The following is a 24376-nucleotide window of genomic DNA, read 5'->3' on the forward strand; positions in this document are numbered from 1 at the left end:
AACAAATACCATGAAAACATCTATCGACCAACTACATCCGCTGGTTCTCAACGTCGGCCTGGCCATACACAATGCCGACTGGAACTGGAAGAATGTCAACAGCCCTTTCATGCGGCTGTACTACGTCACCGACGGGCAAGCGCAAATCGAGCTTCCTACGGGTACCTACCTGCTGAAGCCCAACCACATGTATTGCATCCCGGCCTTCACGAGTCACAGCTACATCTGCAACTCCTACTTCTGCCACTACTACTTACATATATATGAAGAGCACCGGCAGGAAAGCTGCTTCTTCGATGAATGGGACATGCCCGTGGAAATTCCGGGTACCGAACTCGACTTGTACCTCTTCAAACGGCTCTGCACCATCAATCCGCACATGAGTCTGCCGAAGTCTGACCCGACGTCGTACGACAACAACCCCACACTGCTGCAAAACGTGATGAAGAACAAGCAACGCGCCCTCTGCGACAAAATAGAGTCGCGAGGCATCGTCTACCAGCTGTTGTCGCACTTCGTCAAGCGCGCGCAGGAGAAGATAAAGAGCAAGGACGAGCGGGTGCGCACGGCCATCACCTACATCCACAACCACCTGTACGAGATGATCGACCTCGACGCACTAGCCGATGACTCCTGCCTGTCGAAGGAGCACTTCAGCCGCCTCTTCAAGCACGAGACGGGCGTCAGTCCCTTGCAGTACATCAACCAGAAGAAGATTGAAAAGGCGCAGCTGATGCTCGTCACCAGCAACATGCCGGTGAAAAATATCGCCTCGTCGCTGGCGTTCGACAATTATTCGTACTTCAACCGCCTGTTCAAGAAGATGACGGGCGTCACCCCGCAGGAGTACCGCAGTTCGTACCACTGATGTCAAAGTGACACTTTGCATTTTCCGGCGGTCGAGAATCGTGTTTTTCGGACCGCCGGTAAGGTTGATGCAGATTTTCGAAGCGCGTAGTATTCATCCTCCTGGCATACAACGCGATAGCAAAATCCGGACATTTCAGCCAGCGAACAGACAGCTGGAAAACAACGCAAAAGCACCGTTTTTCAGCATCGGAAGCAGCGTTTTCCTCCGAAAACGGAACACGCTCCCGAACCGCGCAAGTGTGGAAGGCGAGCCATGCAAGTGTCGCTCGCGAGCCGTGCAGGCCATTCGCACGAGCCGTGCAAGCATCCAAAGAGCCGAAAGTGTATATTTCCTACATACAACACTTGTATTTGCGCATGTTTATGCAGGTTTTCAGCCTCAACGGCTTCTATTTCGAAAGATTTGCACGAAAGCCGTGTCAGCAAACAAAGCCAATACCGAACATTTTGAAAGCCAAACGGCTAAGAGCATGACACGGAGGTTCCGCATCAGCCCATCGTGAAGAGCCAGCGGTCGGGCGTGCTGCGTTCTTCGTCGAAGGCAAAGCCCTCCCACTCGAAAACACGTAGTCCGTCGGGCGAATCGATGCGGTTCTTCAGCAGGTAGCGCGTCATCTCGCCGCGGCACATTTTGGCGTAGACTACGACTGTCTTCAACCGTCCGTCCTTCCACACCTGGAAGTCGGGCGTTACGACCCGTACCTCGGATTCGACACGCTTCCAGTCGAAGAGATCCTTCATCTCGCTGCTCGCCAGGTTGACCAGCACCCCGCCCTGCCGGCGGATGTCGTCGATGAAGACGTCAGTCAGCAGCGGTTTCCAGTAGTCGAACATCGTGATGCCACCGTTCGCCGCCAGACGCACATCGCCCTCCAGGCGGTAAGGCCGGATGCCGTCGAGCGGGCGCAGCAGTCCATAGAGGAACGAAGTGATACGCAGGTGTTCCTGCGCAAAGAGGAAGTCATCGGTCGTGAAGTCAGCAGGAGCGATGCGCTTGAACACCACGCCTGTATAGGCACCGATGGCAGGCATCGGGCGGTTGTCTTCGGAGCAGAAGTCGTGGTAGCGCAAGCGGTTTTCGGCAGCAATCTTCGCATTGACACGCAGCAAGCCTTCCAGTTCGACAGCCGGATATTGCGACAGTTCGAGCGCCGTGCGCAGCGCCTCGCCGGCAAAGCGGGGTTCGGACACGGCAGGCACGTTCAGCGCACAGCGTGCAGCCATGGTTTTGGCACAGGATATGAATGTAAGCATACGGTAAAAGTTTTTAAGTTTCGGTAAAGCCGGAACGTTAACAAAAGTATCGGTTCAATGCATAGACAAATCGGGCGGCAACCCCAAACCTACATGGTATTGCCGCCCGACGTCAACATACGTTCAACTTATTTTTCAGCAGGTGCCCACTTGCAGCGAACCGGAGAAACGATTGCACCCTCTTCTTTCAGCTGCTTCATCGCCTTGTCCACTTCCTTGCGGTCAAGTCCGCTCAGTTCTGCTATTTTACCTGCATTCAGAGGAGTTCCGGCCTCTTTCATTGTTGCCAACACTTGTTCTTTTACGTCCATAATTCCAATTTTAATAGTTATTGTTTCTTATTTCCAATGTAATGTCCATATAAGTCCGTTTCCCCTCGATATAGTCGGCATAGAGTGTTTCCGCATCCTTGCCTTTCAAGACATGGCATTTGCCGCATAATTCGCAATTGTGCAGACACTTCCACGCATCGGCAACGAAGGCTCTGCGCTCTTCTCGGGTCGAGTGTGCTATATCCGGAGGTGTCATGGGCTATATCATACATTCATTGTTTTGCAAATATAACGAAAGGTCTGCGCACAAGCAAACAAAAACCGCATTTTCGGCTACGGCCCCTCGCTGTCCGAATGCCCCGTCTGCCCATTTCTGCTCCTTACGGAAAGATTTCGTGGCCTTTTTCATCCTTGTTTCAAGACTTTTTGCTACCTTTACAACTTGTTGGGGAAATGGGCTCTTTTCGCCCCCCGACACCCGAGACTGGAAAAAGAAAAAACAATATATAAAATGACTCACAAATGGAATTATTTACCCATCACACCCGAACAGGCAGAGACAAGCCAGACACTGGCCCGGGAACTGGGCATTAACCCCATACTGGGACGACTGCTCGTGGAAAGGGGAATAACGACGGCTGCCGCCGCACGGAAATTCTTCCGCCCACAACTGCCCGAACTCTACGACCCCTTCCTGATGAAAGACATGGACGTGGCCGTAGCGCGCCTGAACAAGGCAATGGGAAAGAAAGAAAGGATACTGATTTACGGAGACTACGACGTAGACGGCACCACAGCCGTGGCACTGGTCTACAAGTTTATTCAACAGTTCTACTCGAACATCGACTATTACATCCCCGACCGCTACAACGAAGGTTACGGGGTGTCCTACAAAGGAGTGGACTACGCCGTGGAGACGGGCGTCAAACTCATCATCGTGCTCGACTGCGGCATCAAGGCTGTGGACGAGATAGCCTATGCCCGCGAGAAAGGCATCGACTTCATCATCTGCGACCATCACGTGCCCGATGACGTGCTGCCACCTGCTGTAGCCATACTCAACGCCAAACGCTTCGACAACACCTACCCCTACGAGCACCTCTCGGGCTGCGGCGTAGGATTCAAGTTCATGCAGGCGTTTGCCATCAGCAACGGCATCGAGTTCCACCACCTCATCCCCTTGCTCGACCTTGTGGCCGTCAGCATCGCTTCGGACATCGTCCCCATCATGGGCGAGAACCGCATACTGGCCTTCCACGGCCTGAAGCAGCTGAACAGCAACCCCAGCGTCGGGCTGAAGGCCATCATCGACGTGTGCGGACTGGCCGACAAGGAAATCACCGTCAGCGACATCGTCTTCAAGATAGGTCCTCGCATCAACGCGTCGGGACGCATACAGAACGGTAAGGAAGCCGTCGACCTGCTCACCGAGAAAGACTTCTCCGCTGCCCTCGAAAAAGCCGGACAAATCAACCAATACAACGAGACCCGCAAGGACCTCGACAAGAGCATGACCGAAGAGGCCAACGCCATCGTCTCCGGACTCGACGGACTGGCCGACCGCCACTCCATCGTTCTCTACAACGAAGCCTGGCACAAGGGAGTCATCGGCATCGTGGCTTCGCGCCTCACCGAAATCTACTTCCGCCCCGCCGTGGTGCTGACACGGACCAACGACCTGGCCACCGGTTCGGCACGCTCCGTATCGGGTTTCGACGTCTACAAAGCCATCGAATACTGCCGCGACCTGCTCGAAAACTTTGGCGGGCACACCTATGCGGCCGGCCTCTCGATGAAGGTAGAGAATGTTCCCCTCTTCACCCGGCGGTTCGAAGAGTTTGTGGCGCAGAACATCCGTCCCGAACAGATGAGCTCCATCATCGACATCGACGCTGAAATCGACTTCAAGGACATCACGCCCCGCTTCTTCAACGACCTGAAGAAGTTCAACCCCTTCGGTCCCGAGAATACCAAGCCCATATTCTGTACGCACAACGTCTACGACTATGGCACCAGCAAGGTAGTGGGACGCGACCAGGAGCACATCAAGCTGGAACTGGTGGACAACAAGTCGAACAACGTGATGAACGGCATTGCCTTCGGACAAAGCTCGCACGTGCGCTTCATCAAGACCAAGCGCTCGTTCGACATCTGCTACACCATCGAGGAGAATACCCACAAGCGCGGCGAAGTACAGCTTCAGATCGAAGACATCAAGCCCAACTGAGCCCTTGTGAAACCATTTATAACCCATAGTCCGGCAACCGTATGCTAGCGCCCGTCTACTACCAGATATTGAAACAGTACTGGGGATACGACTCCTTCCGCGGCATACAGGAAGACATCATCCGCAGCATCAGCGAGGGCAACGACACGCTGGGACTGATGCCTACCGGCGGCGGCAAATCCATCACCTTCCAGGTGCCTGCCCTGGCACAGGAAGGGTTGTGTCTTGTCGTCACCCCCTTGATAGCCCTGATGAAAGACCAGGTGCAGAACCTGCGCAAACGGGGCATCAAGGCACTTGCTATCTACTCGGGTATGGACCGGCAGGCCATTGTCACCGCCCTCGAAAACTGCATTTTCGGCAACTACAAGTTCCTCTACATCTCGCCCGAACGGCTCGGCACCGACATCTTCCGCACCAAACTGCGCAAGATGCACATCAGCATGATCACCGTCGACGAAAGCCACTGCATCTCGCAATGGGGCTACGACTTCCGTCCCGCCTACCTGAAGATAGCCGAAGTGCGCGACCTGCTACCCGGCGTCCCCGTGCTGGCACTCACCGCTACCGCCACCCCCGAAGTGGTAAAGGACATACAGGCACGCCTCCATTTCCGCCGCGAAAACGTTTTCCGCATGAGTTTCGAACGCGAGAATCTGGCCTACATCGTCCGCCACACCGAGAACAAGACCGCCGAACTGCTGCACATCCTGCGCCGCATGGAGGGTAGCGCCATCGTCTACGTGCGCAACCGCCGCCGCACCCGCGAGACCGCCGAACTACTAAACAACGAACATATCACCGCCGACTTCTATCACGCCGGACTGGACGACGCCGCCAAAGACATCCGCCAACACCGCTGGCAGACGGGCGAAAGCCGTGTCATGGTAGCCACCAACGCCTTCGGCATGGGCATCGACAAGCCTGACGTACGTCTGGTCATCCACCTCGACCTGCCCGACTCCGTCGAAGCCTACTTTCAGGAAGCCGGTCGTGCCGGACGCGACGGACAGAAAGCCTATGCCGTCATCCTCTACGCCCGGTCCGACAAAGCCGCGCTGCGCAAACGCGTGCCCGATACCTTCCCCGAGAAAGACTACATCAAGGACGTTTACGAACACTTGCAATACTACTACCAGATGGCGATGGGCGACGGGCAGGACTGTGTGCGCGAGTTCGACATCGAGGACTTCTGCCGCAAGTTCAAGTACTTCCCCGTACCCGTGGACAGTGCCTTGAAGATACTGACCCAGGCCGGCTACCTAGAGTACACCGACGAACAGGACAACGCCTCGCGCCTGCTCTTCACCGTGCGACGCGACGAGCTGTACAAACTCCGCGGACTGGGCGACGAGACCGACCGCCTGATACAGATTATCCTTCGCTCGTATACAGGTCTGTTCACCGACTACGCCTTCATCAGCGAAGATTCGCTGGCCACGCGCACCGGCCTCACCCGCCGGCAAGTGTACGAAGCGTTGATACGTCTGGCGCAACTTCACATCGTCAGCTACATTCCGCAGAAAAAGATACCTTATATAATATATACGCGCGAGCGGATGGACATCAGCCAGATTCATATTCCTCCCTCCGTCTACGAAGAACGGAAACGCCGCTACGAGGACCGCATCGAGTACATGCTGGAGTATGTTGAAAACGACCTGATATGCCGCAGCCGCATGCTGCTCTACTACTTCGGCGAGAAGAACGAACACAACTGCGGACAGTGCGACACGTGTATCAGACTCCGCCACAAGAAAGGCTCTTTCGACGATGCGCCCGATCAGCTGCACCAGTCCATCCTGCAACTGCTAGCCGAAGGTCCGTTACCTCCGTCGGCCATTACCGAAAGACTCAACATCAGTCGCGAAGATGCTACCGAAGCCCTGCAACAGTTGTTGGACGAGCAGCGTATCTTTGCCGTCAACGGTATGCTACAGCTACAACCCGGAACTACCGGAAAAGCCACCATCTGCCAATAACTTTCCGGCCCTCCGCAAGCCTACTTCCGACGCAAGCCTGCGAATCGGATGCAGAAACCTGACAATAAATTTTTATTTGCACCCGATTTGCACTATTTTTGTTTCACGAAAGAAACTGCCGTTCCTCCTTCTGCAAAGTTCCGAAGGCAGACAGCTGCAGGTTCCTCAGACGAAAGTGCCAAAACAAGAGGGCGTTTTCAAACATTGTAACACTTAAAAGCAAAGATAACCATGGGATTCTTCAAATCTTTTTTCTCCGGCAAGCCCGAAAACCCGGAAGCGGAAAAACAAAAAAACGACCAGAAAAACTTTGAGATATTCAAGTACGACGGAATGCGTGCCCAGCGCATGGGACGCACCGACTATGCCATCAAATGCTTTACCGAAGCCCTGAAGCTGCAGGACGATTTCGAAACCATGAGCTACCTGGCACAGGTCTACATCCAGACCAACCAGCTGGAAGAAGCACGCCGTCTGCTGGAAACCATGATCCAGCACGAAGCCAATCATACAGCCACCTACCTCACACTGGCCAACGTGTGCTACATGCTGGAAGACTATCCTGCCATGGCCGAAGCCGCACAGAAAGCCATCTCCATCGAAGAAGGCAACGCCATGGCTCACTATCTGCTGGGCAAGGCCAACAACGGACAGGGAGACGACCTGATGTGCATCGCCCACCTGACCAAAGCCATCGTACTGAAAGACGACTTCACCGAAGCCCGCCTGATGCGTGCCGAAGCCTTGGCCAAAATGCACCAATACAAAGAGGCTATGGAAGACATCGAAGCCATCCTGACACAGAACGATGAGGACGAAAGTGCTCTCCTGCTGCGTGGCAAAATAAAAGAAGCCAATGGCGACACTGACGGAGCCGAAGCCGACTACACCCACGTCACCGAACTGAATCCTTTCAACGAACAAGGTTTCCTCTACCTGGGCCAACTGTACATCGGACAAAAGAAACTGACCGAAGCCATTGCCCTCTTCGACGAAGCCATCGACCTGAATCCCAACTTCGTGCAGGCCTATCACGAACGCGGACGCGCCAAGCTGCTGAACGGCGACAAGGAAGGTGCCACCGAGGACATGAAAAAGGAACTTGAACTGAACCCTAAGGAAAGTGAAGCTTTCAACGGCCAGTACAATAACCAGCCCGGCGGACGACAGACGGATATATTGGGGCTGTAAGGCCCATTTTTTCCCAGTTAGCAAAAAAACTTTCCCTAACTGGGGAAATATTTTTCCCTAACTGGGAAAAAATATGCGCCCTTCTGAGCTAATAGAACTATATAAAGAAAGAAACAAAAGGTATAAGCCCATTATCATAAAACTAACAGAAAAGACGATGAGTAAAGTAAAAAACAATATTGCAATATTGGGAGCAGGAGGAATAGCTACCAAAATGGCTGCTACCTTGCAACAGATGAAGGATGTCAACTGTTACGCCGTTGCCGCACGCGACCTCCAACGTGCCCAGGCCTTTGCCAAAGAATGGGGCTTCAAACACGCCTACGGCTCGTACGAAGAAATGGTTGCCAACCCGGAAATCGACCTTGTATACGTAGCTACGCCGCATTCGCATCATTATGAACATGCCCGGCTCTGCATCCTGCACGGCAAAGCGGTTCTGTGCGAGAAAGCCTTTACTGCCAATGCCCGCGAAGCAGAAAGTCTGCTGCAACTGGCCAAAGAGCAACAGGTGTACATTGCCGAAGCCATCTGGACACGCTACATGCCTTTCTCGACCACTATACGCGAGCTGGCTCACAGCGGCATCATCGGCAAACCGGACATGCTTACAGCCAGCCTGGGCTATCCCGTCGCCAACAAGGAGCGCATAGCCAAACCCGAGCTGTGCGGAGGTGCCCTGCTCGACCTCGGTGTCTATCCCATCAACTTTGCACGCATGGTTTTCGGTACCGACATCGCAGACATACAGTCGCACTGCGTGAAGAACGAATATGGCGTAGATATCCAGGAAAGCATTTCTTTCCGCTATGCCGACGGCAAAATGGCAGCTCTACAAGCTACGGTGAGCTGCGCCAACAACCGCCAGGGCATCATCTCGGGCGATAAAGGATACATCATAGTAGACAACATCAACAACCCACACCAGGCAGCCATCTACAATGCAGACCACCAACTGGTGAAGATCTACGATTGCCCGCCCCAAATCAGCGGTTACGAGTACGAAGTACAGGCCTGCATCGATGACCTACGCAAAGGAAAACTGGAACCCACAGCCATGCCTCATGCCGAAACACTGGCCATCATGCGCCTGCTCGACCAGCTGCGGGCCGAATGGGGAGTTGTCTATCCGGCCGACCATGGTGCTACAATTTAAACAAGCGTATCCATGAAGAAACATTTACTGGCTTACACTCTTGCCTTGTGCTGCGGACTTTGCTCCTGCGGACAGGATATAATACCCGTGCGTGTCATGTCCTACAATGTACACAACTGCATTGGGCTGGACAACGTTCGCGATTACAACCGTATAGCAGAAGTCATCAAGCAAGCTGATCCCGACGTAGTGGCTCTGCAGGAACTGGACAGCATGACTCAACGTAACGATGGTGTCTATGCCTTAAAAGAACTGGAAACATTCACCGGCATGCACGGTATTTTTGTATCTGCCATTCCCTTTCAAGGGGGAAGTTACGGCATCGGCTTGTTGTCCAAAGAACAGCCGTTGAGTTACAAGAAAATACCTATGCCCGGACGCGAAGAACAGCGAACCATGCTCGTGGCCGAATTTAAGGACTATGTGTTCTGCGCCACCCACTTATCGCTAACGCCCGAAGACCAGCTGGCATCTGTACGGGAGATTCTGAAAATAGTAGAAAAGTACCACCACAAACCAGTACTGCTGGCAGGCGACATGAACTCCCGTCCCAATGAAAAGCCTCAGCAGGAACTGAATCGGCACTTCACCACACTGAGCGATACCACCGCATATACGTTCCCAGCCGACCGTCCCGACCACTGTATTGACTACATCTATGGGTATACCGCAAATGAATGTGACTTCAAGGTGTTGCAACAAAATGTCTTGCCTGAGACCACTGCTTCGGACCACCGTCCCGTACAAGTGGACGTTCTGGTACTAAAAAAGTAATTTTGATACTCTTTTCAAAAAAAACATGGAATATTGTTTGCTTTTAAAAGAAAAGTATTACTTTTGCCCCATAATTAAAAACAAAAAGAGAACAAAAGCATGAATCTGTTTACTTACGCATATTACTTCTTCTTTTACTTTTACTTTAGCAACAAAGTAGAGCGGGAGTTTGTATGTGTCAAGTGACAGTGACGCTTAAGAACTGAATTAAGAACTTAAAGTTAAAGATATGAATCCCGCTCCCATGTTTGGAAGCGGGATTTTTTGTTACAGTACAGACTTATGAAAAGAATAGCCATTCAGGGAACATTGGGTTCCTTCCACGACATTGCAGCCCACCGATACTTCGAAGGTGAAGACATCGAACTGATATGCTGCGCTACATTCGAGGACGTATTCAAGTCCATTCGCCAGGACAGCCAAGTGATTGGTATGCTGGCCATTGAAAACACCATTGCCGGAAGCCTGCTTCACAACAACGAACTGTTGCGGCAAAGCGGCACGCAAATCATCGGCGAACACAAACTGCGCATCTCGCACAGCTTTGTCTGCCTGCCCGAAGAGGACTGGAACGACATCACCGAAGTCAACTCGCACCCCATCGCACTGATGCAATGCCGCGATTTCCTCAGCCAGCATCCTAACATCAAAGTTGTGGAAGGCGAAGACACCGCCCGCAGTGCCGAAATCATCCAGAAGGAACACCTGAAAGGACACGCAGCTATCTGCTCGAAAGCAGCAGCCGAACTGTATGGCATGAAAGTATTGCAGGAAGGCATTGAGACAAACAAGCACAACTTCACCCGTTTCCTAGTAGTGGCCGACCCCTGGCAGGTAGACGAACTGAACCGCCACCGCTCGCACGAGGTGAACAAGGCAAGCATCGTATTCACCCTGCCTCACACCGAAGGAAGCCTGTCGCAAGTGTTGTCCATCCTGTCGTTCTACCGCATCAACCTGACGAAGATACAGTCGCTGCCCATCATCGGACGGGAATGGGAATACCAATTCTATGTAGATGTCGTGTTCGACAATGTACTGAAATACAAACAATCCATCGCGGCCATTACACCGCTGACCAAAGAACTTAAAATACTGGGAGAATATGAAGAAGGAAAATCTACACTGTGATACAGCTACGAGTAGTGAGCTACGAGCTACGAGTAATAGGTTACGAGCTACGAGTAAGGAGCTACAAGCTACGAGTTACAGGCCGGCGGACAGGTTGTCTTCCGTCAGCGAATACTACTTCTCGCGCAAGCTGAAGGAAGTGGCACAGATGAATGCCCAGGGAATGGACGTTATCAGTCTGGGTATCGGAAGCCCCGACATGCCGCCCTCCGAACAGACCATCCGTACCTTGTGCGAAGCTGCCCAGAACCCCGACGGTCACGGCTACATGCCCTACGTAGGCATCCCCGAACTACGCTCGGCCTTTGCCGCATGGTACAAGCGCTGGTACGGCGTGGAACTGGACCCAAAGACCGAGATACAACCGCTGATCGGTTCGAAAGAAGGTATCCTGCACGTCACACTGGCTTTCGTCAACCCCGGCGAACAGGTACTGGTGCCCAATCCCGGCTACCCTACCTATACGTCACTAAGCAAGATTCTGGGAGCCGAAGTGGTGAATTACAACCTGCGCGAGGACAACGGCTGGATGCCCGACTGGGAACAGCTGGAAGCCATGGATACAAGCCGCGTCAAGCTGATGTGGACCAACTATCCCAACATGCCGACCGGCGCACCCGCCACACCCGAACTGTACGAACGTCTGGTTGACTTTGCCCGCCGCCGTGGAATCATCATCGTGAACGACAATCCCTACAGCTTCATCCTGAACGACCATCCGCTGAGCATCCTCAGCGTGCCGGGTGCCAAGGACTGCTGCATCGAATTCAACTCGATGAGCAAGAGCCACAACATGCCCGGCTGGCGTATCGGTATGCTAGCCTCGAACCCGCAATTCGTGCAATGGGTGCTGAAGGTAAAGAGCAACATCGACAGCGGTATGTTTCGCGCCATGCAGCTGGCCGCCGCCACTGCCCTCGACGCCGATGCCGACTGGTACGAAGGTAACAACTGCAACTACCGCAACCGCCGCCAACTGGCCGGAGAAATCATGCACACACTGGGCTGCACCTACGACGAACGTCAGGTAGGCATGTTCCTCTGGGGACGCATCCCCGACCGGTACAAGGATGTGGAAGAGCTGACCGAACGCGTGCTGCACGAGGCCCGTGTCTTCATCACTCCCGGCTTCATCTTCGGCTCGAACGGTGCACGCTACATCCGCATCTCGCTCTGCTGCAAGGATGCCAAACTGGCGGAAGCATTGGAGAGAATAAAGAAAATGAAGAGTGAAGAATGAAGAACGGAGAATTTTAGACTGCTTCATTCGTAAACCACAGAAACAATTAATAAACATAAGAACCTACAATGATGAATCCGTAAGAACGAGAATGCCACCGCAGATAAATTCTTCATTCATCATGCTTAATTCAATCGTTATGGAACTCGAATTAGAAAAGATTGCCCTCCCGGGCGTCGACGACAAACGTCCCTTGGTGATTGCAGGTCCGTGCAGCGCCGAAACAGAAGAACAAGTAATGAACACTGCCAAACTACTGGCAGATAAGGGAATCAAAATATTCCGTGCCGGCATCTGGAAGCCGCGCACCAAACCCGGAGGCTTCGAAGGCATCGGCGTAGAAGGCCTGGCATGGCTCAAGGAAGTGAAGAAAGAAACAGGCATGTACGTCGCTACCGAAGTAGCTACCGCCAAACATGTATTCGAGGCACTGAAGGCCGGCATCGACATCCTGTGGATAGGCGCACGCACCACAGCCAACCCCTTTGCCATGCAGGAGATAGCCGACGCATTGCGCGGTGTGGACATTCCCGTGCTGGTGAAGAACCCCGTCAATCCTGACCTCGAACTGTGGATCGGTGCCCTGGAGCGCATCAACCAGGCCGGACTGAAACGTCTGGCAGCCATCCACCGCGGATTCTCGGCATACGATAAGCGGATTTATCGCAATCTGCCCCAGTGGCACATCCCCATCGAACTGCGCCGCCGCATCCCCAACCTGCCTATTCTGTGTGACCCCAGCCACATCGGCGGTAAGCGCGAACTCGTGGCACCGCTGTGTCAGCAGGCCATGGACCTGGGTTTCGACGGCCTCATCGTAGAGAGCCACTGCAATCCGGATGCTGCCTGGAGCGACGCCGCACAACAGGTGACGCCAGACATTCTGGACTACATACTGAATCTGCTCGTCATCCGCGAAACCAACCAGAGCACCGAAAACCTGGCCGAACTGCGCAAGCAGATTGACGAGTGCGACGACAACCTGATTCAGGAACTGGCCAAGCGTATGCGGGTGGCTCGCGAAATAGGTACTTACAAGAAGGAGCACGGCATGACCATCCTTCAGACCGGCCGCTACAACGAAATCCTCGAAAAGCGCGGCTCGCAAGGTGCCCTCTGTGGTATGGATTCGGAATTCATCAAGAAAGTATTCGAAGCTATCCACGAGGAGAGTGTAAGGCAGCAGATGGAAATCATTAATAAATAAGGAGCCTCACCCCAACCCTCTCCCAAGGAGAGGGAGAAGGAAGAAGAATGCTCCGGCTGATAATACAACTGTACAACCATAAAATTATGTATAATGTCCGCCTCACTCTCCCCTCTCTTTGGGAGCAAGGAGAAAGAGTGAGGCCTTAAAACATCCCACTCCCCCCCTCTCCTTGGGAGAGGGGACGAGGGTGAGGCTTATATTATGAGAATATTAATCCTCGGAGCCGGCAAGATGGGCTCCTTCTTCAACGACGTACTGAGTTTCCAGCACGAGACGGCCGTGTTCGACGTCAACCCGCACCAGTTGCGCTTTGTCTACAACACCTACCGCTTTACCACGCTGGACGAGATAAAAGAGTTTGAACCCGAGCTAGTGATCAACGCCGCCACGGTGAAATACACCCTCGACGCCTTCCGCCAGGTATTGCCCGTACTGCCCAAGGACTGCATCCTGAGCGACATCGCTTCGGTGAAGACCGGGTTGAAAAAATTCTATCAGGAAAGCGGCTTCCGCTACGTGTCCACCCACCCCATGTTCGGACCCACGTTCGCCAGCCTCAACCACCTGAATACGGAGAACGCCATCATCATCACCGAAGGCGATCACCTGGGGCGCATCTTCTTTAAGGACCTGTATCAGACGCTGAAGCTGAACATCTTCGAATACACCTTCGACGAGCACGACGAGACGGTGGCTTACTCGCTGTCCATCCCCTTCGTTTCGACTTTCGTCTTTGCAGCCGTGATGAAGCATCAGGAAGCACCGGGCACCACCTTCAAGAAGCACATGGCCATTGCTCAGGGACTGCTGAACGAAGACGACTACCTGCTGCAGGAAATCCTCTTCAACCCGCGCACGCCGGCACAAGTCGAGAATATCCGCGTCGAGCTGAAGCAGCTGTTGGAAATCATCACCAACAAGGATGCTGAAGGCATGAAGAAATACCTGACGAAGATCCGCGAAAACATCAAGTAAAGCGGCTCCGGCAGACCGTTTGTGGGACACTTGTGTCGCTCGTCTGTATCACTTGCACGGCTCGCGAGCCGTACAAGTGTTGCTCGCGAGCCGTGCAAGTGTCCCACAACTGCCTTATAGACAGCATTCTCCGAGGGGGCAAAAAAGAGGGAGAGCGCAACGAAACCAAGTGGTATCATCAGACTCCCCTCCTTCGGGAAGGAGGGGTGCCCAACGGGCGGGGTGGTAGGTTGTTACGACACATCGTATATCCATACTTTATGTTTTCACCTACCACCTCCCCCTATCGGGGACTCCTCCTTCCCGAAGGAAGAGAGCTTAAAATACTTTTGTTCCGGTACGCCCTCCCTCAGCATTTCCTCACCACCGTTTCCGGCTTGCGGAAGCGGGATCAGTCTTCATCTTCCAGCGATTCGGTATACTCCAATTCGCCCTGGACGATGAAGAGAATCTCTTCGGGATCGTATTCACCCATTTCATCCTTACGGGCCTCCTTGACGATGTAGTCCACAACCTTCTCCAGGTCGATGTCGATGTATCCCTCGTCGTCGGGAGTCGCATTCAGAATGCCGCTCTCCGAATAATACTCGTCAATCAAGTCGAGGAAATAATAGAACTCATCGTCGGAGAACTTCTCCTTCAGCTCTTGCGGCAGATAGTTTTTGATGTACTCGATGGTCTTCTCATCGTCTGCATCCTGTTTCAAGAAATCGTCTTCCAGTCCCATAATGTATGAATTTAGAGGTTTAACGTCAGTTGTCTGATACGGATGTTACAGCAGTGCTTCGATTTTCGACACATAAGTCGGTTTCGGAGCCGAACCTACCTGCTTGTCCACCAGCTTGCCTTCCTTGAAGAAAAGTACGGTGGGGATGTTGCGTATGCCAAATTCGGCGGGCATGTCCGAGTTCTCGTCCACGTCGCACTTGCCGATGATTACCTTGCCTTCGTATTCGGTAGCCAGTTCCTCGATGATGGGAGCTACCATCTTGCAGGGTCCGCACCACGGAGCCCAGAAGTCTATCACAACCGGTTTGCCTTCGGCCAACAGTTCCTTGTAATTGTTGTCTGTAATTTCTAAAGCCATAGTTACAAATAATTTAATTGTATGAAATTGATATTAGTGGTGGCAAAGATAAGGAAAGGTGAGCGTAATATCAAGCCCAAGGTTTACTTTTGGGCTTGACATTACCGAACCGCATCCTATCTTCGTGAAACAAAGATAGCTAATTTATCCGGAAGTCAAGCTCCGGACGTTCTTTTAAATAAGAAATTAACTCACGCCCTACCGACAACCTGACAGGCCTCGAAACGAGGTCGAGTGTCTGCTTCGTATCCGTGTCGCGCACCCTGAAGTACAGCTCCGTATTGCCCGGATGCTCCTTGGTCAGCTCGGCCAGTTCGGTGATGAGGGCCGTGTTGAGGGCATCCAGCGGGATGACGATGGTTATCTTGTTAATCAGTTTCTCCTTCACGTCGGGCAGCAGTTCCATCGAAGTGATTTTCAGCTCCAGTTCGTCCTGCCTCCATTGCTTGGGCTGGCAGCGCGCCCTGATGAAGAGGAAGGTACGCTCGCCCAGATACCCCTGATAGGTCACCCAGTCGTTGCCAAAGAAAGGCAGTTCGGCCGAACCCGAGTAGTCTTCAATCTTGGCGATGCCGTAAGGATTTCCGTTCTTGCTGATGCCACGGCGTACGGAGGTGACAATGCCACCCATGGTGATTTCGCGCCCTACGAGCGAGGCTTTGTCGTCCAGTTCAGCCATGTGCGTGTTACACACGTGTTCCAGCACTACTGCATATTCGTCCAGCGGATGAGCCGACAGATAGATGCCCACCAGTTCGCGCTCGCGGTTCAGGCGATCCAAGTCGCTCCACCGTTCGGCCGGCAGAATTTCGGGAGTGGCAATCTCCACCACATTCTCACCGCCGAACAGCGAATTGGCGGCTGCCGCCTTGTCCAGCTGATAGCGGTTGCCGTAACGCACCAGTGTGTCGATGAAGACTTCGTTCTTCGAGTTGACGGCAAAGTATTGTTCACGCTTCAGTTCGGGGAAGTTGTCGAAACCGCCCGCCAGTGCCAGACATTCGATGTTTTTCTTGTTGCAGGCATTCAGGTTGACGCGCTGCACAAAGTCGAAGATACCTTTGAAAGGCCCGCCTTTGGCACGTTCGTCCATGATGCTCTGCACGGCGCCCTCGCCCACACCCTTCACGGCACCCAGTCCGAAGCGGATGTTGCCTTCGGGGTTGACGGTGAACTTCAGGTTACTTTCGTTTACGTCCGGACCCAGCACCTGTATGCCCATTGCCTTGCATTCGTCCATCAGCTTGGTGATGGTGGTGATGTCCGACAGGCTTCGGCTCATCACGGCCGCCATGTATTCGGCAGGATAGTTGGCCTTCAGGTAGGCAGTCTGGTAAGCCACCCACGAGTAGCACGTGGCATGCGACTTGTTGAACGCATACGAAGCAAACTTTTCCCAGTCGGCCCATATCTTTTCGAGCACTTTCGGGTCGTGACCGTTTTTCTGTCCGCCGGAGATGAACTTCGGCTTCATGTGGTCCAGCTTGTCGCGCAGCTTCTTACCCATCGCCTTACGGAGTGCATCGGACTCACCACGGGTGAAGTCGGCCAGCAAACGCGACAACAACATCACCTGCTCCTGGTAGACGGTGATGCCGTACGTGTCCTTCAGGTATTTCTCCATGATGGGAATATCGTATTCGATAGGCTTACGGCCCCACTTACGGTCGATGAAGTCGGGAATGTAGTCCATAGGTCCCGGACGATACAGGGCGTTCATGGCGATGAGGTCCTCGAACGTACTAGGTTGCAACTCGCGCAGGTACTTCTGCATACCCGCCGACTCGAACTGGAACGTTCCGATGGTACGACCGTCGCAATACAGCTGATAAGTGGCAGGGTCGGTAATCGATATCTTGTCTATATCCAGCTTCAGTCCGCGGTGCAGGCGGATGTTCTCTACCGCCTCCTTGATGATGGACAGCGTCTTCAGACCGAGGAAGTCCATCTTGATAAGTCCCGTATCCTCGATGACGGAGCCTTCGTACTGAGTGACGAGCATCTTCTCGCCCGTTTCTTTGTCGTCGGCCGTGCTGACAGGCACCCAGTCGGTGATGTCGTCACGGCAGATGATGGTTCCGCACGCATGTACACCGGTTCCGCGCACATTGCCTTCGAGCATCTTGGCATATTTGATGGTTTCGCGCACCAGCGGGTCGGGCGATGCCTCGGCAGCCTGCAACTCGGGCACGTAGGCGATGGCATTGGGCAGGTTCAGTTTCTTGTCGGGAATCTTGTCGGGCACCAGCTTACACAGGCGGTCCGACTCGGACAACGGCAGCTTCTCCACACGCGCCACATCCTTGATGGCCATCTTCGTAGCCATCGTACCGTAGGTGATGATGTGAGCCACTTTTTCCTGTCCGTACTTCTCGGTCACCCAGCGCAGCACTTCGCCACGTCCGTCATCATCGAAGTCCACATCGATATCGGGCAAGGAGATACGGTCGGGATTGAGGAAACGCTCGAACAGCAAGTCATACTGGATAGGGTCGATTTTCGTGATACCCAGACAGTAGGCCACAGCCGAACCAGCCGCCGAACCACGTCCCGGACCGACGGAAACGCCCAATTGGGTACGGGCAGCGTTGATAAAGTCCTGCACGATGAGGAAGTAGCCGGGGAAACCCATCGTCTTCATGATGTACAGCTCGAATACAAGCCGTTCCCTCACCTCCTCGCTCAACGGGTCGCCATACAGGCGTTTGGCACCGTCGAAAGCCAGCTTTGCCAGATAGTCGGCTTCCAGCTTGATACGGTACAGTTTCTCGTAGCCGCCCAAACGCTTGATTTTGGCTTTGGCAGCTTCTTCGTCGAGCACCACTTCACCGTTCTCGTTGCGGGTGAACTCGTTGAAGAGGTCTTCTTCGGTATATTTCTTGCGATATTCTTCTTCAGTGCCGAACTCCTCGGGAATGGCAAAGGTCGGCATGATGGGAGGATGGTCGATAGAGTAAAATTCCACTTTATCGAGAATCTCCAACGTATTCGACAAGGCTTCGGGCACGTCCTCGAACAGGGCGTTCATTTCGGCCTTGGTCTTCATCCACTCCTGTTTGGTGTAGAGCATGCGGGTGGGGTCGTCCAGGTCTTTGCCCGTACTGAGGCAGATCAGACGGTCGTGCGCCTCGGCGTTCTCTTCGTCCACAAAGTGAACATCGTTGGTACAGATCACTTTGATGTCATACTTTTTGGCGAACTCCAGCAGTTTGGCATTCACTTTCTGTTGCAACGGATAGGCTTCGTGATTGGCACGGGGCACCGTCGCCTTGTGCCGCTGAAGTTCCAGGTAGTAATCGTCGCCAAACAGATTCTTATACCAGCGGATGGCTTCCTCGGCCTCTTCCAGCCGGTCGTTGGTGATCTTCTTGGGCACCTCGCCTCCCAGGCAGGCCGAACAGACAATCAGTCCTTCGTGATACTTCTCCAGCTCGCTACGGTCGGTACGCGGACGCATGTAGTATCCTTTTGTCCAGGCACGCGACACCAGTTTGATCAGGTTGTGATATCCCTTCTCGTTCTTGGCCAGTACAATCAGGTGATAACCGCTCTGGTCCTGCTTACCTTCCTTCAGATCCATCGTACGGCGCGCCACGTACATCTCGCAGCCGATGATGGGTTTGAAGATGCGGCTTTCAGCCTCGGCTATCTTGGAACGGCAATCGGCCAGCGCTGCTTCTTTGTCCTCGCATTCCTCCTTGCCGCTCTCAATATCGGCCATTTTCTTCTTCAGGTCCTTGATTTCTCCTTTCGGCCCGCCATTCTTCTTGTTGACATAGTTGGTGAACTCCTTGATGCCGAACATATTTCCGTGGTCGGTCACGGCAATTCCCTTCATGCCATCCTTCATGGCCTTGTCTACCAGACGGCTGACACTGGCTTGTCCGTCAAGAAGCGAATACTGGGTATGAACGTGTAGATGAACAAAATCCTGCATACAAACATTCTTTTATATTGAACGCATAAAAGTACAATCAATGAAACATCTAACAAAAATATTCCCCTAAAAGTTATCAACACTTGCATTTCTGCTTGTTTTTTCTTGTTAGATTTTCAAAATAAGCCTATTTTTGCAGATAATTTTAGTATAAAATATAAACGAAGGTAAATGGTCCGACTAAAAAAACTTAAAAAGATACGTATTCACCGTGAAGGAACACACACATTGGTAGGCAGTTTTCTGTTGCTGCTCGTACTCAATGCCGGCTTGTATTTCGGACTGGAATGCAAAATACCCTTCTACATCGTTGCAACTATCAGCCTTATAGTATATGGTATATTGGTGAACTTCTTCCGCTGCCCGATCCGTCTGTTTGGTGGCGACACCGAAAAGGTAGTCGTAGCCCCGGCCGACGGCAAAGTAGTAGTGATTGAAGAAGTGGAAGAAACGGAATACTTCCACGACCGCCGTATCATGGTCTCTATCTTTATGAGCCTCGTCAACGTACATGCCAACTGGTACCCTGTAGACGGTACTGTCAAAAAGGTAGGCCACCAGAACGGCAAGTTCATGAAAGCCTGGCTGCCCAAGGCCAGCACCGACAACGAACGTTCGATGGTAGTGATTGAAACCCCCGAAGGTGTAGAAGTAATGGCACGCCAGATAGCCGGTGCCATGGCCCGACGCATTGTGACCTATGCCGAACCGGGCGAAGAATGCTACATCGACGAACACATGGGCTTCATCAAATTCGGTTCGCGCGTGGACGTATATCTCCCGCTGGGCACCGAAATCCTCGTCAAATTAGGACAACTGACTACCGGTAACCAAACCGTGATAGCCAAACTTAAATAAAACCAGTAACATCATGGCAAACCGCATTACCCGCCATATCCCCAACACGCTGACCTGCATGAACCTGTTCTCGGGCTGCATAGCCGGTGTGATGGCTTTCGAAGCACAGTACGGAATGGCACTTCTCTTCATCATCATCAGTGCCGTGTTCGACTTCTTCGACGGTATGGCCGCACGTGCGCTCAATGCTCACTCCGTCATCGGGAAAGACCTGGATTCGCTGGCCGACGATGTCAGCTTCGGACTGGTTCCTTCGCTCATCGTCTTCTCGCTGTTCAAGGAAATGCACTATCCGGCTTATATGGAAGGAGTTGCAGCGTGGTTGCCGTATGCCGCTTTTCTGATAGCAGTGTTTTCGGCCCTGCGACTGGCAAAGTTCAACAACGACACACGCCAGACCACTTCCTTTATCGGCCTGCCCGTTCCTGCCAATGCCCTGTTTTGGGCTTCGCTGGTAGCCGGCTATCATCCGCTGCTCGTCAGCGAAAGTTTCCACCCGCTCTACCTGCTGGTACTGGTGTGCCTGTTCTCGTGGCTGCTGGTTTCGGAAATTCCCATGTTCTCGCTCAAGTTCAAGAATCTGTCATGGAAAGACAATAAAGTAAGTTTCAGCTTCCTGATACTTTGCATTGTTTTCCTTGCCACGCTGCAAGTGAAAGGATTTGCCACCTGCATCGTGTGGTACATCTTCGTTTCGCTGCTGACAGGACGGAAAAAAGCGTGAACTTTAGTCTGGCACGGTTGTTGTAGTAGCAGTTGTATAAAGAAACAACTTAAATACTTCGATACACATGTTACATTTCATAGGATTCCTGTTCATACTCATCATAGCGATACTGCTCATCGGTCTCAGTATCATTGGCGGACTGGTGCGCAGCCTGTTCGGCTTCGGACGTAAGAAGACAACAGGCCAGAACTACCACCGCGGTGGCTATTCGTTTGGCGGGAACAACCAACAGACTTCTTCGCGCACCAACAACGACGAAGGAATCAGCCCCGAAGAAGGGGAAATACACTTCAAACGCAAAAAGATTTTCACGAAAGACGACGGCGAATACGTCGACTTCGAGGAAGTAAAAGAATAATCCGGTACGCCTGTCAGCGCCGTTTGTTCAAGAAGAATTCTTTCATCAGCCGGGCACACTCGTCGGCCAGTACGCCTTGCGACACCTGCGTCTTGGGATGCAATGCCTGAGGCGCACAGCGCTGATACCCTCTCTTTTCGTCGGAAGCTCCAAAGACCAGCCGGGCAGTCTGTGCCCACCCGATGGCTCCCGCACACATCACGCACGGTTCCACCGTGACATACAGCGTACATTCGTTCAGATACTTTCCGCCCAACGAAGAGGCCGCCGCCGTAATGGCCTGCATCTCGGCATGCGCGGTGACGTCGGTCAGGGTTTCTGTCAGGTTATGGGCACGCGCAATGATGCGGTCTTTGCACACCACGACTGCGCCTACCGGCACTTCTCCCCGCTCGGCAGCTTTCTGCGCTTCGACCAGGGCCTGCTTCATGTAGTAAGTATCGTCCATAAGGAAATGAAGAATGAGGAATGAAGAATGAAGAATATAAAAATGCACAGAATTACCGCCGCATGTCGTGTTCGCCAAACAGTGTGGGATAATCCTCGTCCATGTTTTTATGGATAAAAGCGAGCACAGTTTCGCGCAGCCAACGTGATTTGTTCGTTATCTTGTACTTACGCAGATAACTATCCACAATCCGCAGCTCTTCCTCGCTCATCAGGCACACCATGCGTTGCATGCGTTTCGGTTCCTGAGGCGTGGACTTGGCACAGGTTCTATCTCGCTTTCTCATATTTCTCCTGCAAAATTAGCTTTACTTCTGTAAATACAAAGCAGAAAAAAGATTAATTTTGTAGGGGAAGAACCAAAAACTGAAAAAATGGCAGTGCACAATACCTTAGGCAAAGCCGGAGAAGACGCAGCCGTGAGCTACCTCGAAAAGAACGGCTACGAGATACTCCACCGCAACTGGCGCAAGAACCACCTGGAACTGGACATCGTAGCAACCAAGGACAACGAGCTGGTGGTGATAGAAGTAAAGACCCGCCGGAACACCGATTACAAGGAGCCGCACGAAGCTGTGGACTGGCAGAAGATACGCCACATCGTGGTAGCAGCCGACGCCTACATCAAGCACTTCGGCATCGATGCTCCTGTGCGATTCGACATCATCACTGCCGTAGGCGAAAAAGAGAACTTCCGTATCGAACACATCAAAGAAGCTTTTTACCCGCCTCTGTTCTGAAACGCAGGGGAATAACCATATTAATCATGAACATAGAAAACAGCTATTTCCTCTTACGAAGAAGTAATCAAGAAATTCAACCGTAAAACGCGTAACGAATATGAAAACATTGCCTGAGAACTTTACGTTTCCGATGATTGACGTCGACGAGACCGTATCGACCAATCAGTACCTGAGCCAATTGTGCAACGAACAGTCCGAGTCCGTTGCCGAGTACACAACCGTAACCGCCCAGTTCCAGTCGGCCGGCAAAGGGCAACGCGGCAACAGCTGGGAGTCGGAGAAAGGCAAGAACCTGCTGTTCAGCGTCGTCCTCTACCCCACCTTTCTGGAGCCGCGCCGACAGTTCATCCTGTCGCAGATAGCCTCGCTGGCCATCAAGGAAGAGCTGAACCGGTGGTCGAACGACTTCTTCATCAAATGGCCCAACGACATCTACTACCGCGAACAGAAGATTTGCGGCATGCTGATAGAGAACGAACTGACGGGACGCAGCATCAGCCGCTGCATCTGTGGCATCGGGCTGAACGTAAATCAGGAGATTTTCCGCAGCGATGCTCCCAACCCTGTCTCGCTGAAGCAGATCACCGGCAAGGAACAGAACCGTGAGGAGATACTGACGCACATACTGAAACGGCTGAAAATCTACTACGAAGGACTGCGCATGGAAGATCCCCAAACCTATGCCGACGAAGTGAATGCCCGCTACGCCCGATCGCTGTTCCGCCGCCGCGGCTACCACACGTACGAGGATGCCGACGGCCGTTTCCAGGCCCGCCTGCTGCGCGTCGAAGCGGACGGTCGCTTTGTGCTGGAAGACGAGAACGGGAAGGAACGCAGCTACCTGTTCAAGGAAGTGCAATACGTGCTGTAGGCACGAAGCCTGCAGCGGGAAAAGGGGGAAACCGTCCGGTCAGTCCTCAGTGGTGACCCCTACATACTGTTCTACCGCTATTTGCAGGTAACAGGCGCGCTCCAGAGCCGGATAGCGCTCCTTGTACTGCGCGGTACGGTCGAAGACGAAGCAACGGAAATAAGGTGTCTGGTCGAGGTCACGGGTAGCGGGCGCAACTCCGGCATTGCGTTCGCTCAGAAACAGTTCGTCGGAGACACTGCCGTTTTCCGACGAGAAACGTACGGGCGTAAAACTTTCGAAGAAGAAGCTGCGGGCAAAACCGTCGTCGGTACGTACGTCGACCTGCAACGGCTCTTCGGGTACAACGACCTGTGCCGAAGCATCGAAGCTGTAATGTGAAGAACCGAGCACGAGCGTACCTTCGCTTTTGGCTTCATTCTTATAGACAAAGGCGTAACTTGTCAAAACGACAGGTCCGGTCTGTGCCTCCAGCATTTCCTTTTCCAACGCCTTTTTTTCGTCATCGGTCAGGCCTTCGCCCTGCAACGACACGCGGTTGTCTATCACGGCATACTTATAGAACGGATAGCCTACCGACACAGACAACCAATAGTCACAGCCGCTTTCGTCGCGGATGATGACATTCGTCTTCCCTGCTCCTATGGGACGGACCAACAGCCGATTGCCCTCGCAACGAGCCTCTGCTACTGCATTATTGGAACTCTCCACACGGTATTCGCCTTGCCCGCCACGAATAAGCAGCACGCGTTCGGACGTTTCATAGCCCATCATCGTCATACGGGGATTCTCGTTGTCGAACACGACGTCCGGGCTTTCATAAGCCAGTTCGATAGGCAGAACGCTGTCTTCGTTTTCGGAGCACGACGACAAACTGATGCTGAGCAGCGACAGAGAAAAGAGGAGAATTTTAGCGAGTTTTTTCATGCTGATCATTTTTTACACACCTAATACCGTTTCTATCTTCATTATTACAGTTACAGTTCTATAGCTCTTCAATTCGAGCATTCTACTGTACGATAAGACAAAGGTAACAAACTGATTTCATTTTCAAAAGAACGCGGAT

General features: G+C 52.8%; 24 protein-coding genes. 15 read left to right on the forward strand and 9 right to left on the reverse strand.

Going from position 1 to position 24376, the window contains the following annotated elements:
* The first annotated feature begins 10 nt into the window (after nucleotides 1-10).
* On the forward strand, nucleotides 11-868 hold the full coding sequence (locus Q3C19_RS14755) for an AraC family transcriptional regulator (protein ID WP_302730321.1): 858 nt from the start codon (nucleotides 11-13) through the stop codon (nucleotides 866-868).
* A gap of 491 nt (nucleotides 869-1359) precedes the next feature.
* Here Q3C19_RS14755 and yaaA read toward each other — a convergent pair whose 3' ends face one another.
* The 3 genes from yaaA to Q3C19_RS14770 form a co-directional block, all read right to left on the reverse strand.
* A complete protein-coding gene (yaaA, locus tag Q3C19_RS14760) occupies nucleotides 1360-2124 on the reverse strand; it encodes a peroxide stress protein YaaA (protein WP_302730323.1) in 765 nt (254 codons plus the stop codon).
* 128 nt (nucleotides 2125-2252) lie between these two features.
* Complete coding sequence (locus Q3C19_RS14765) at nucleotides 2253-2435, reverse strand: hypothetical protein (RefSeq protein ID WP_022162237.1); 183 nt, start codon at nucleotides 2433-2435, stop codon at nucleotides 2253-2255.
* A 10-nt stretch (nucleotides 2436-2445) separates the two neighbouring features.
* Nucleotides 2446-2652, reverse strand: a complete 207-nt coding sequence (locus Q3C19_RS14770) for a hypothetical protein (RefSeq protein ID WP_071150557.1) — start codon at nucleotides 2650-2652, stop codon at nucleotides 2446-2448.
* A 255-nt stretch (nucleotides 2653-2907) separates the two neighbouring features.
* On the opposite strand from Q3C19_RS14770, the gene recJ reads away from it, so the two are divergent.
* From recJ to Q3C19_RS14815, 9 genes are all read left to right on the forward strand, one after another.
* On the forward strand, nucleotides 2908-4623 hold the full coding sequence (gene recJ, locus Q3C19_RS14775) for a single-stranded-DNA-specific exonuclease RecJ (protein ID WP_277121598.1): 1716 nt from the start codon (nucleotides 2908-2910) through the stop codon (nucleotides 4621-4623).
* A gap of 41 nt (nucleotides 4624-4664) precedes the next feature.
* Nucleotides 4665-6605 carry an ATP-dependent DNA helicase RecQ gene (locus Q3C19_RS14780; RefSeq protein WP_302730326.1) on the forward strand — a complete coding sequence of 647 codons (1941 nt, stop codon included), beginning with the start codon at nucleotides 4665-4667 and terminating at the stop codon, nucleotides 6603-6605.
* Between the two features lie 231 nt (nucleotides 6606-6836).
* A complete protein-coding gene (locus Q3C19_RS14785) occupies nucleotides 6837-7796 on the forward strand; it encodes a lipopolysaccharide assembly protein LapB (protein ID WP_022162015.1) in 960 nt (319 codons plus the stop codon).
* 157 nt (nucleotides 7797-7953) lie between these two features.
* A complete protein-coding gene (locus Q3C19_RS14790; protein ID WP_302730330.1) occupies nucleotides 7954-8952 on the forward strand; it encodes a Gfo/Idh/MocA family protein in 999 nt (332 codons plus the stop codon).
* Between the two features lie 12 nt (nucleotides 8953-8964).
* Nucleotides 8965-9726 carry an endonuclease/exonuclease/phosphatase family protein gene (locus Q3C19_RS14795; RefSeq protein WP_277121592.1) on the forward strand — a complete coding sequence of 254 codons (762 nt, stop codon included), beginning with the start codon at nucleotides 8965-8967 and terminating at the stop codon, nucleotides 9724-9726.
* A gap of 282 nt (nucleotides 9727-10008) precedes the next feature.
* Nucleotides 10009-10857: a prephenate dehydratase domain-containing protein gene (locus tag Q3C19_RS14800; RefSeq protein WP_022162017.1), complete on the forward strand. Its 849-nt coding sequence runs from the start codon at nucleotides 10009-10011 to the stop codon at nucleotides 10855-10857.
* Nucleotides 10832-12097, forward strand: a complete 1266-nt coding sequence (locus tag Q3C19_RS14805; protein WP_302730333.1) for a pyridoxal phosphate-dependent aminotransferase — start codon at nucleotides 10832-10834, stop codon at nucleotides 12095-12097. Before Q3C19_RS14800 ends, Q3C19_RS14805 begins: the two co-directional genes overlap by 26 nt.
* 139 nt (nucleotides 12098-12236) lie before the next feature.
* Complete coding sequence (locus tag Q3C19_RS14810; protein ID WP_277120828.1) at nucleotides 12237-13304, forward strand: bifunctional 3-deoxy-7-phosphoheptulonate synthase/chorismate mutase type II; 1068 nt, start codon at nucleotides 12237-12239, stop codon at nucleotides 13302-13304.
* 204 nt (nucleotides 13305-13508) lie between these two features.
* Nucleotides 13509-14282, forward strand: a complete 774-nt coding sequence (locus Q3C19_RS14815) for a prephenate dehydrogenase/arogenate dehydrogenase family protein (RefSeq protein WP_071150565.1) — start codon at nucleotides 13509-13511, stop codon at nucleotides 14280-14282.
* Between the two features lie 391 nt (nucleotides 14283-14673).
* On the opposite strand, the gene Q3C19_RS14820 is transcribed toward Q3C19_RS14815, so the two are convergent.
* The 3 genes from Q3C19_RS14820 to dnaE all read right to left on the reverse strand — a co-directional run bounded on the left by Q3C19_RS14820 (nucleotide 14674) and on the right by dnaE (nucleotide 19306).
* Entirely contained in the window at nucleotides 14674-15009 is a 336-nt protein-coding gene (locus Q3C19_RS14820) for a hypothetical protein (protein WP_302730335.1), read from the reverse strand.
* 45 nt (nucleotides 15010-15054) lie between these two features.
* On the reverse strand, nucleotides 15055-15369 hold the full coding sequence (trxA, locus tag Q3C19_RS14825) for a thioredoxin (protein WP_071150567.1): 315 nt from the start codon (nucleotides 15367-15369) through the stop codon (nucleotides 15055-15057).
* 139 nt (nucleotides 15370-15508) lie between these two features.
* Nucleotides 15509-19306 (reverse strand): DNA polymerase III subunit alpha, encoded by a 3798-nt coding sequence (gene dnaE / locus Q3C19_RS14830; RefSeq protein WP_302730337.1) that lies wholly within the window; start codon nucleotides 19304-19306, stop codon nucleotides 15509-15511.
* A 171-nt stretch (nucleotides 19307-19477) separates the two neighbouring features.
* Here dnaE and Q3C19_RS14835 point away from each other — a divergent pair, with 171 nt between their 5' ends.
* The 3 genes from Q3C19_RS14835 (at nucleotide 19478) to Q3C19_RS14845 (ending at nucleotide 21249) form a co-directional block, all read left to right on the forward strand.
* Nucleotides 19478-20164, forward strand: coding sequence for a phosphatidylserine decarboxylase family protein (locus tag Q3C19_RS14835; protein WP_022162221.1), 687 nt, complete (start codon nucleotides 19478-19480; stop codon nucleotides 20162-20164).
* A 13-nt stretch (nucleotides 20165-20177) separates the two neighbouring features.
* The gene (gene pssA, locus Q3C19_RS14840) at nucleotides 20178-20888 is read left to right on the forward strand and encodes a CDP-diacylglycerol--serine O-phosphatidyltransferase (protein WP_302730339.1); all 711 of its coding nucleotides are present in this window, start codon (nucleotides 20178-20180) and stop codon (nucleotides 20886-20888) included.
* Between the two features lie 67 nt (nucleotides 20889-20955).
* Entirely contained in the window at nucleotides 20956-21249 is a 294-nt protein-coding gene (locus Q3C19_RS14845; RefSeq protein WP_302730341.1) for a DUF4834 family protein, read from the forward strand.
* 13 nt (nucleotides 21250-21262) lie between these two features.
* Here Q3C19_RS14845 and Q3C19_RS14850 read toward each other — a convergent pair whose 3' ends face one another.
* Nucleotides 21263-21697: a nucleoside deaminase gene (locus Q3C19_RS14850; RefSeq protein ID WP_302730343.1), complete on the reverse strand. Its 435-nt coding sequence runs from the start codon at nucleotides 21695-21697 to the stop codon at nucleotides 21263-21265.
* 52 nt (nucleotides 21698-21749) lie between these two features.
* Nucleotides 21750-21983 (reverse strand): hypothetical protein, encoded by a 234-nt coding sequence (locus tag Q3C19_RS14855; protein ID WP_022162225.1) that lies wholly within the window; start codon nucleotides 21981-21983, stop codon nucleotides 21750-21752.
* Nucleotides 21984-22070: 87 nt separating this feature from the next.
* On the opposite strand from Q3C19_RS14855, the gene Q3C19_RS14860 reads away from it, so the two are divergent.
* Both Q3C19_RS14860 and Q3C19_RS14865 read left to right on the forward strand, forming a co-directional pair.
* Nucleotides 22071-22436 carry a YraN family protein gene (locus Q3C19_RS14860; protein ID WP_022162226.1) on the forward strand — a complete coding sequence of 122 codons (366 nt, stop codon included), beginning with the start codon at nucleotides 22071-22073 and terminating at the stop codon, nucleotides 22434-22436.
* 100 nt (nucleotides 22437-22536) lie between these two features.
* Nucleotides 22537-23310 (forward strand): biotin--[acetyl-CoA-carboxylase] ligase, encoded by a 774-nt coding sequence (locus Q3C19_RS14865; RefSeq protein ID WP_302730346.1) that lies wholly within the window; start codon nucleotides 22537-22539, stop codon nucleotides 23308-23310.
* 39 nt (nucleotides 23311-23349) lie between these two features.
* Here Q3C19_RS14865 and Q3C19_RS14870 read toward each other — a convergent pair whose 3' ends face one another.
* Nucleotides 23350-24237: a hypothetical protein gene (locus Q3C19_RS14870; protein ID WP_302730348.1), complete on the reverse strand. Its 888-nt coding sequence runs from the start codon at nucleotides 24235-24237 to the stop codon at nucleotides 23350-23352.
* Nucleotides 24238-24376: the final 139 nt, after the last annotated feature.

The organism is Bacteroides sp. ET489 (genome assembly GCF_030518095.1).
Classification (GTDB): domain Bacteria; phylum Bacteroidota; class Bacteroidia; order Bacteroidales; family Bacteroidaceae; genus Bacteroides; species Bacteroides ndongoniae.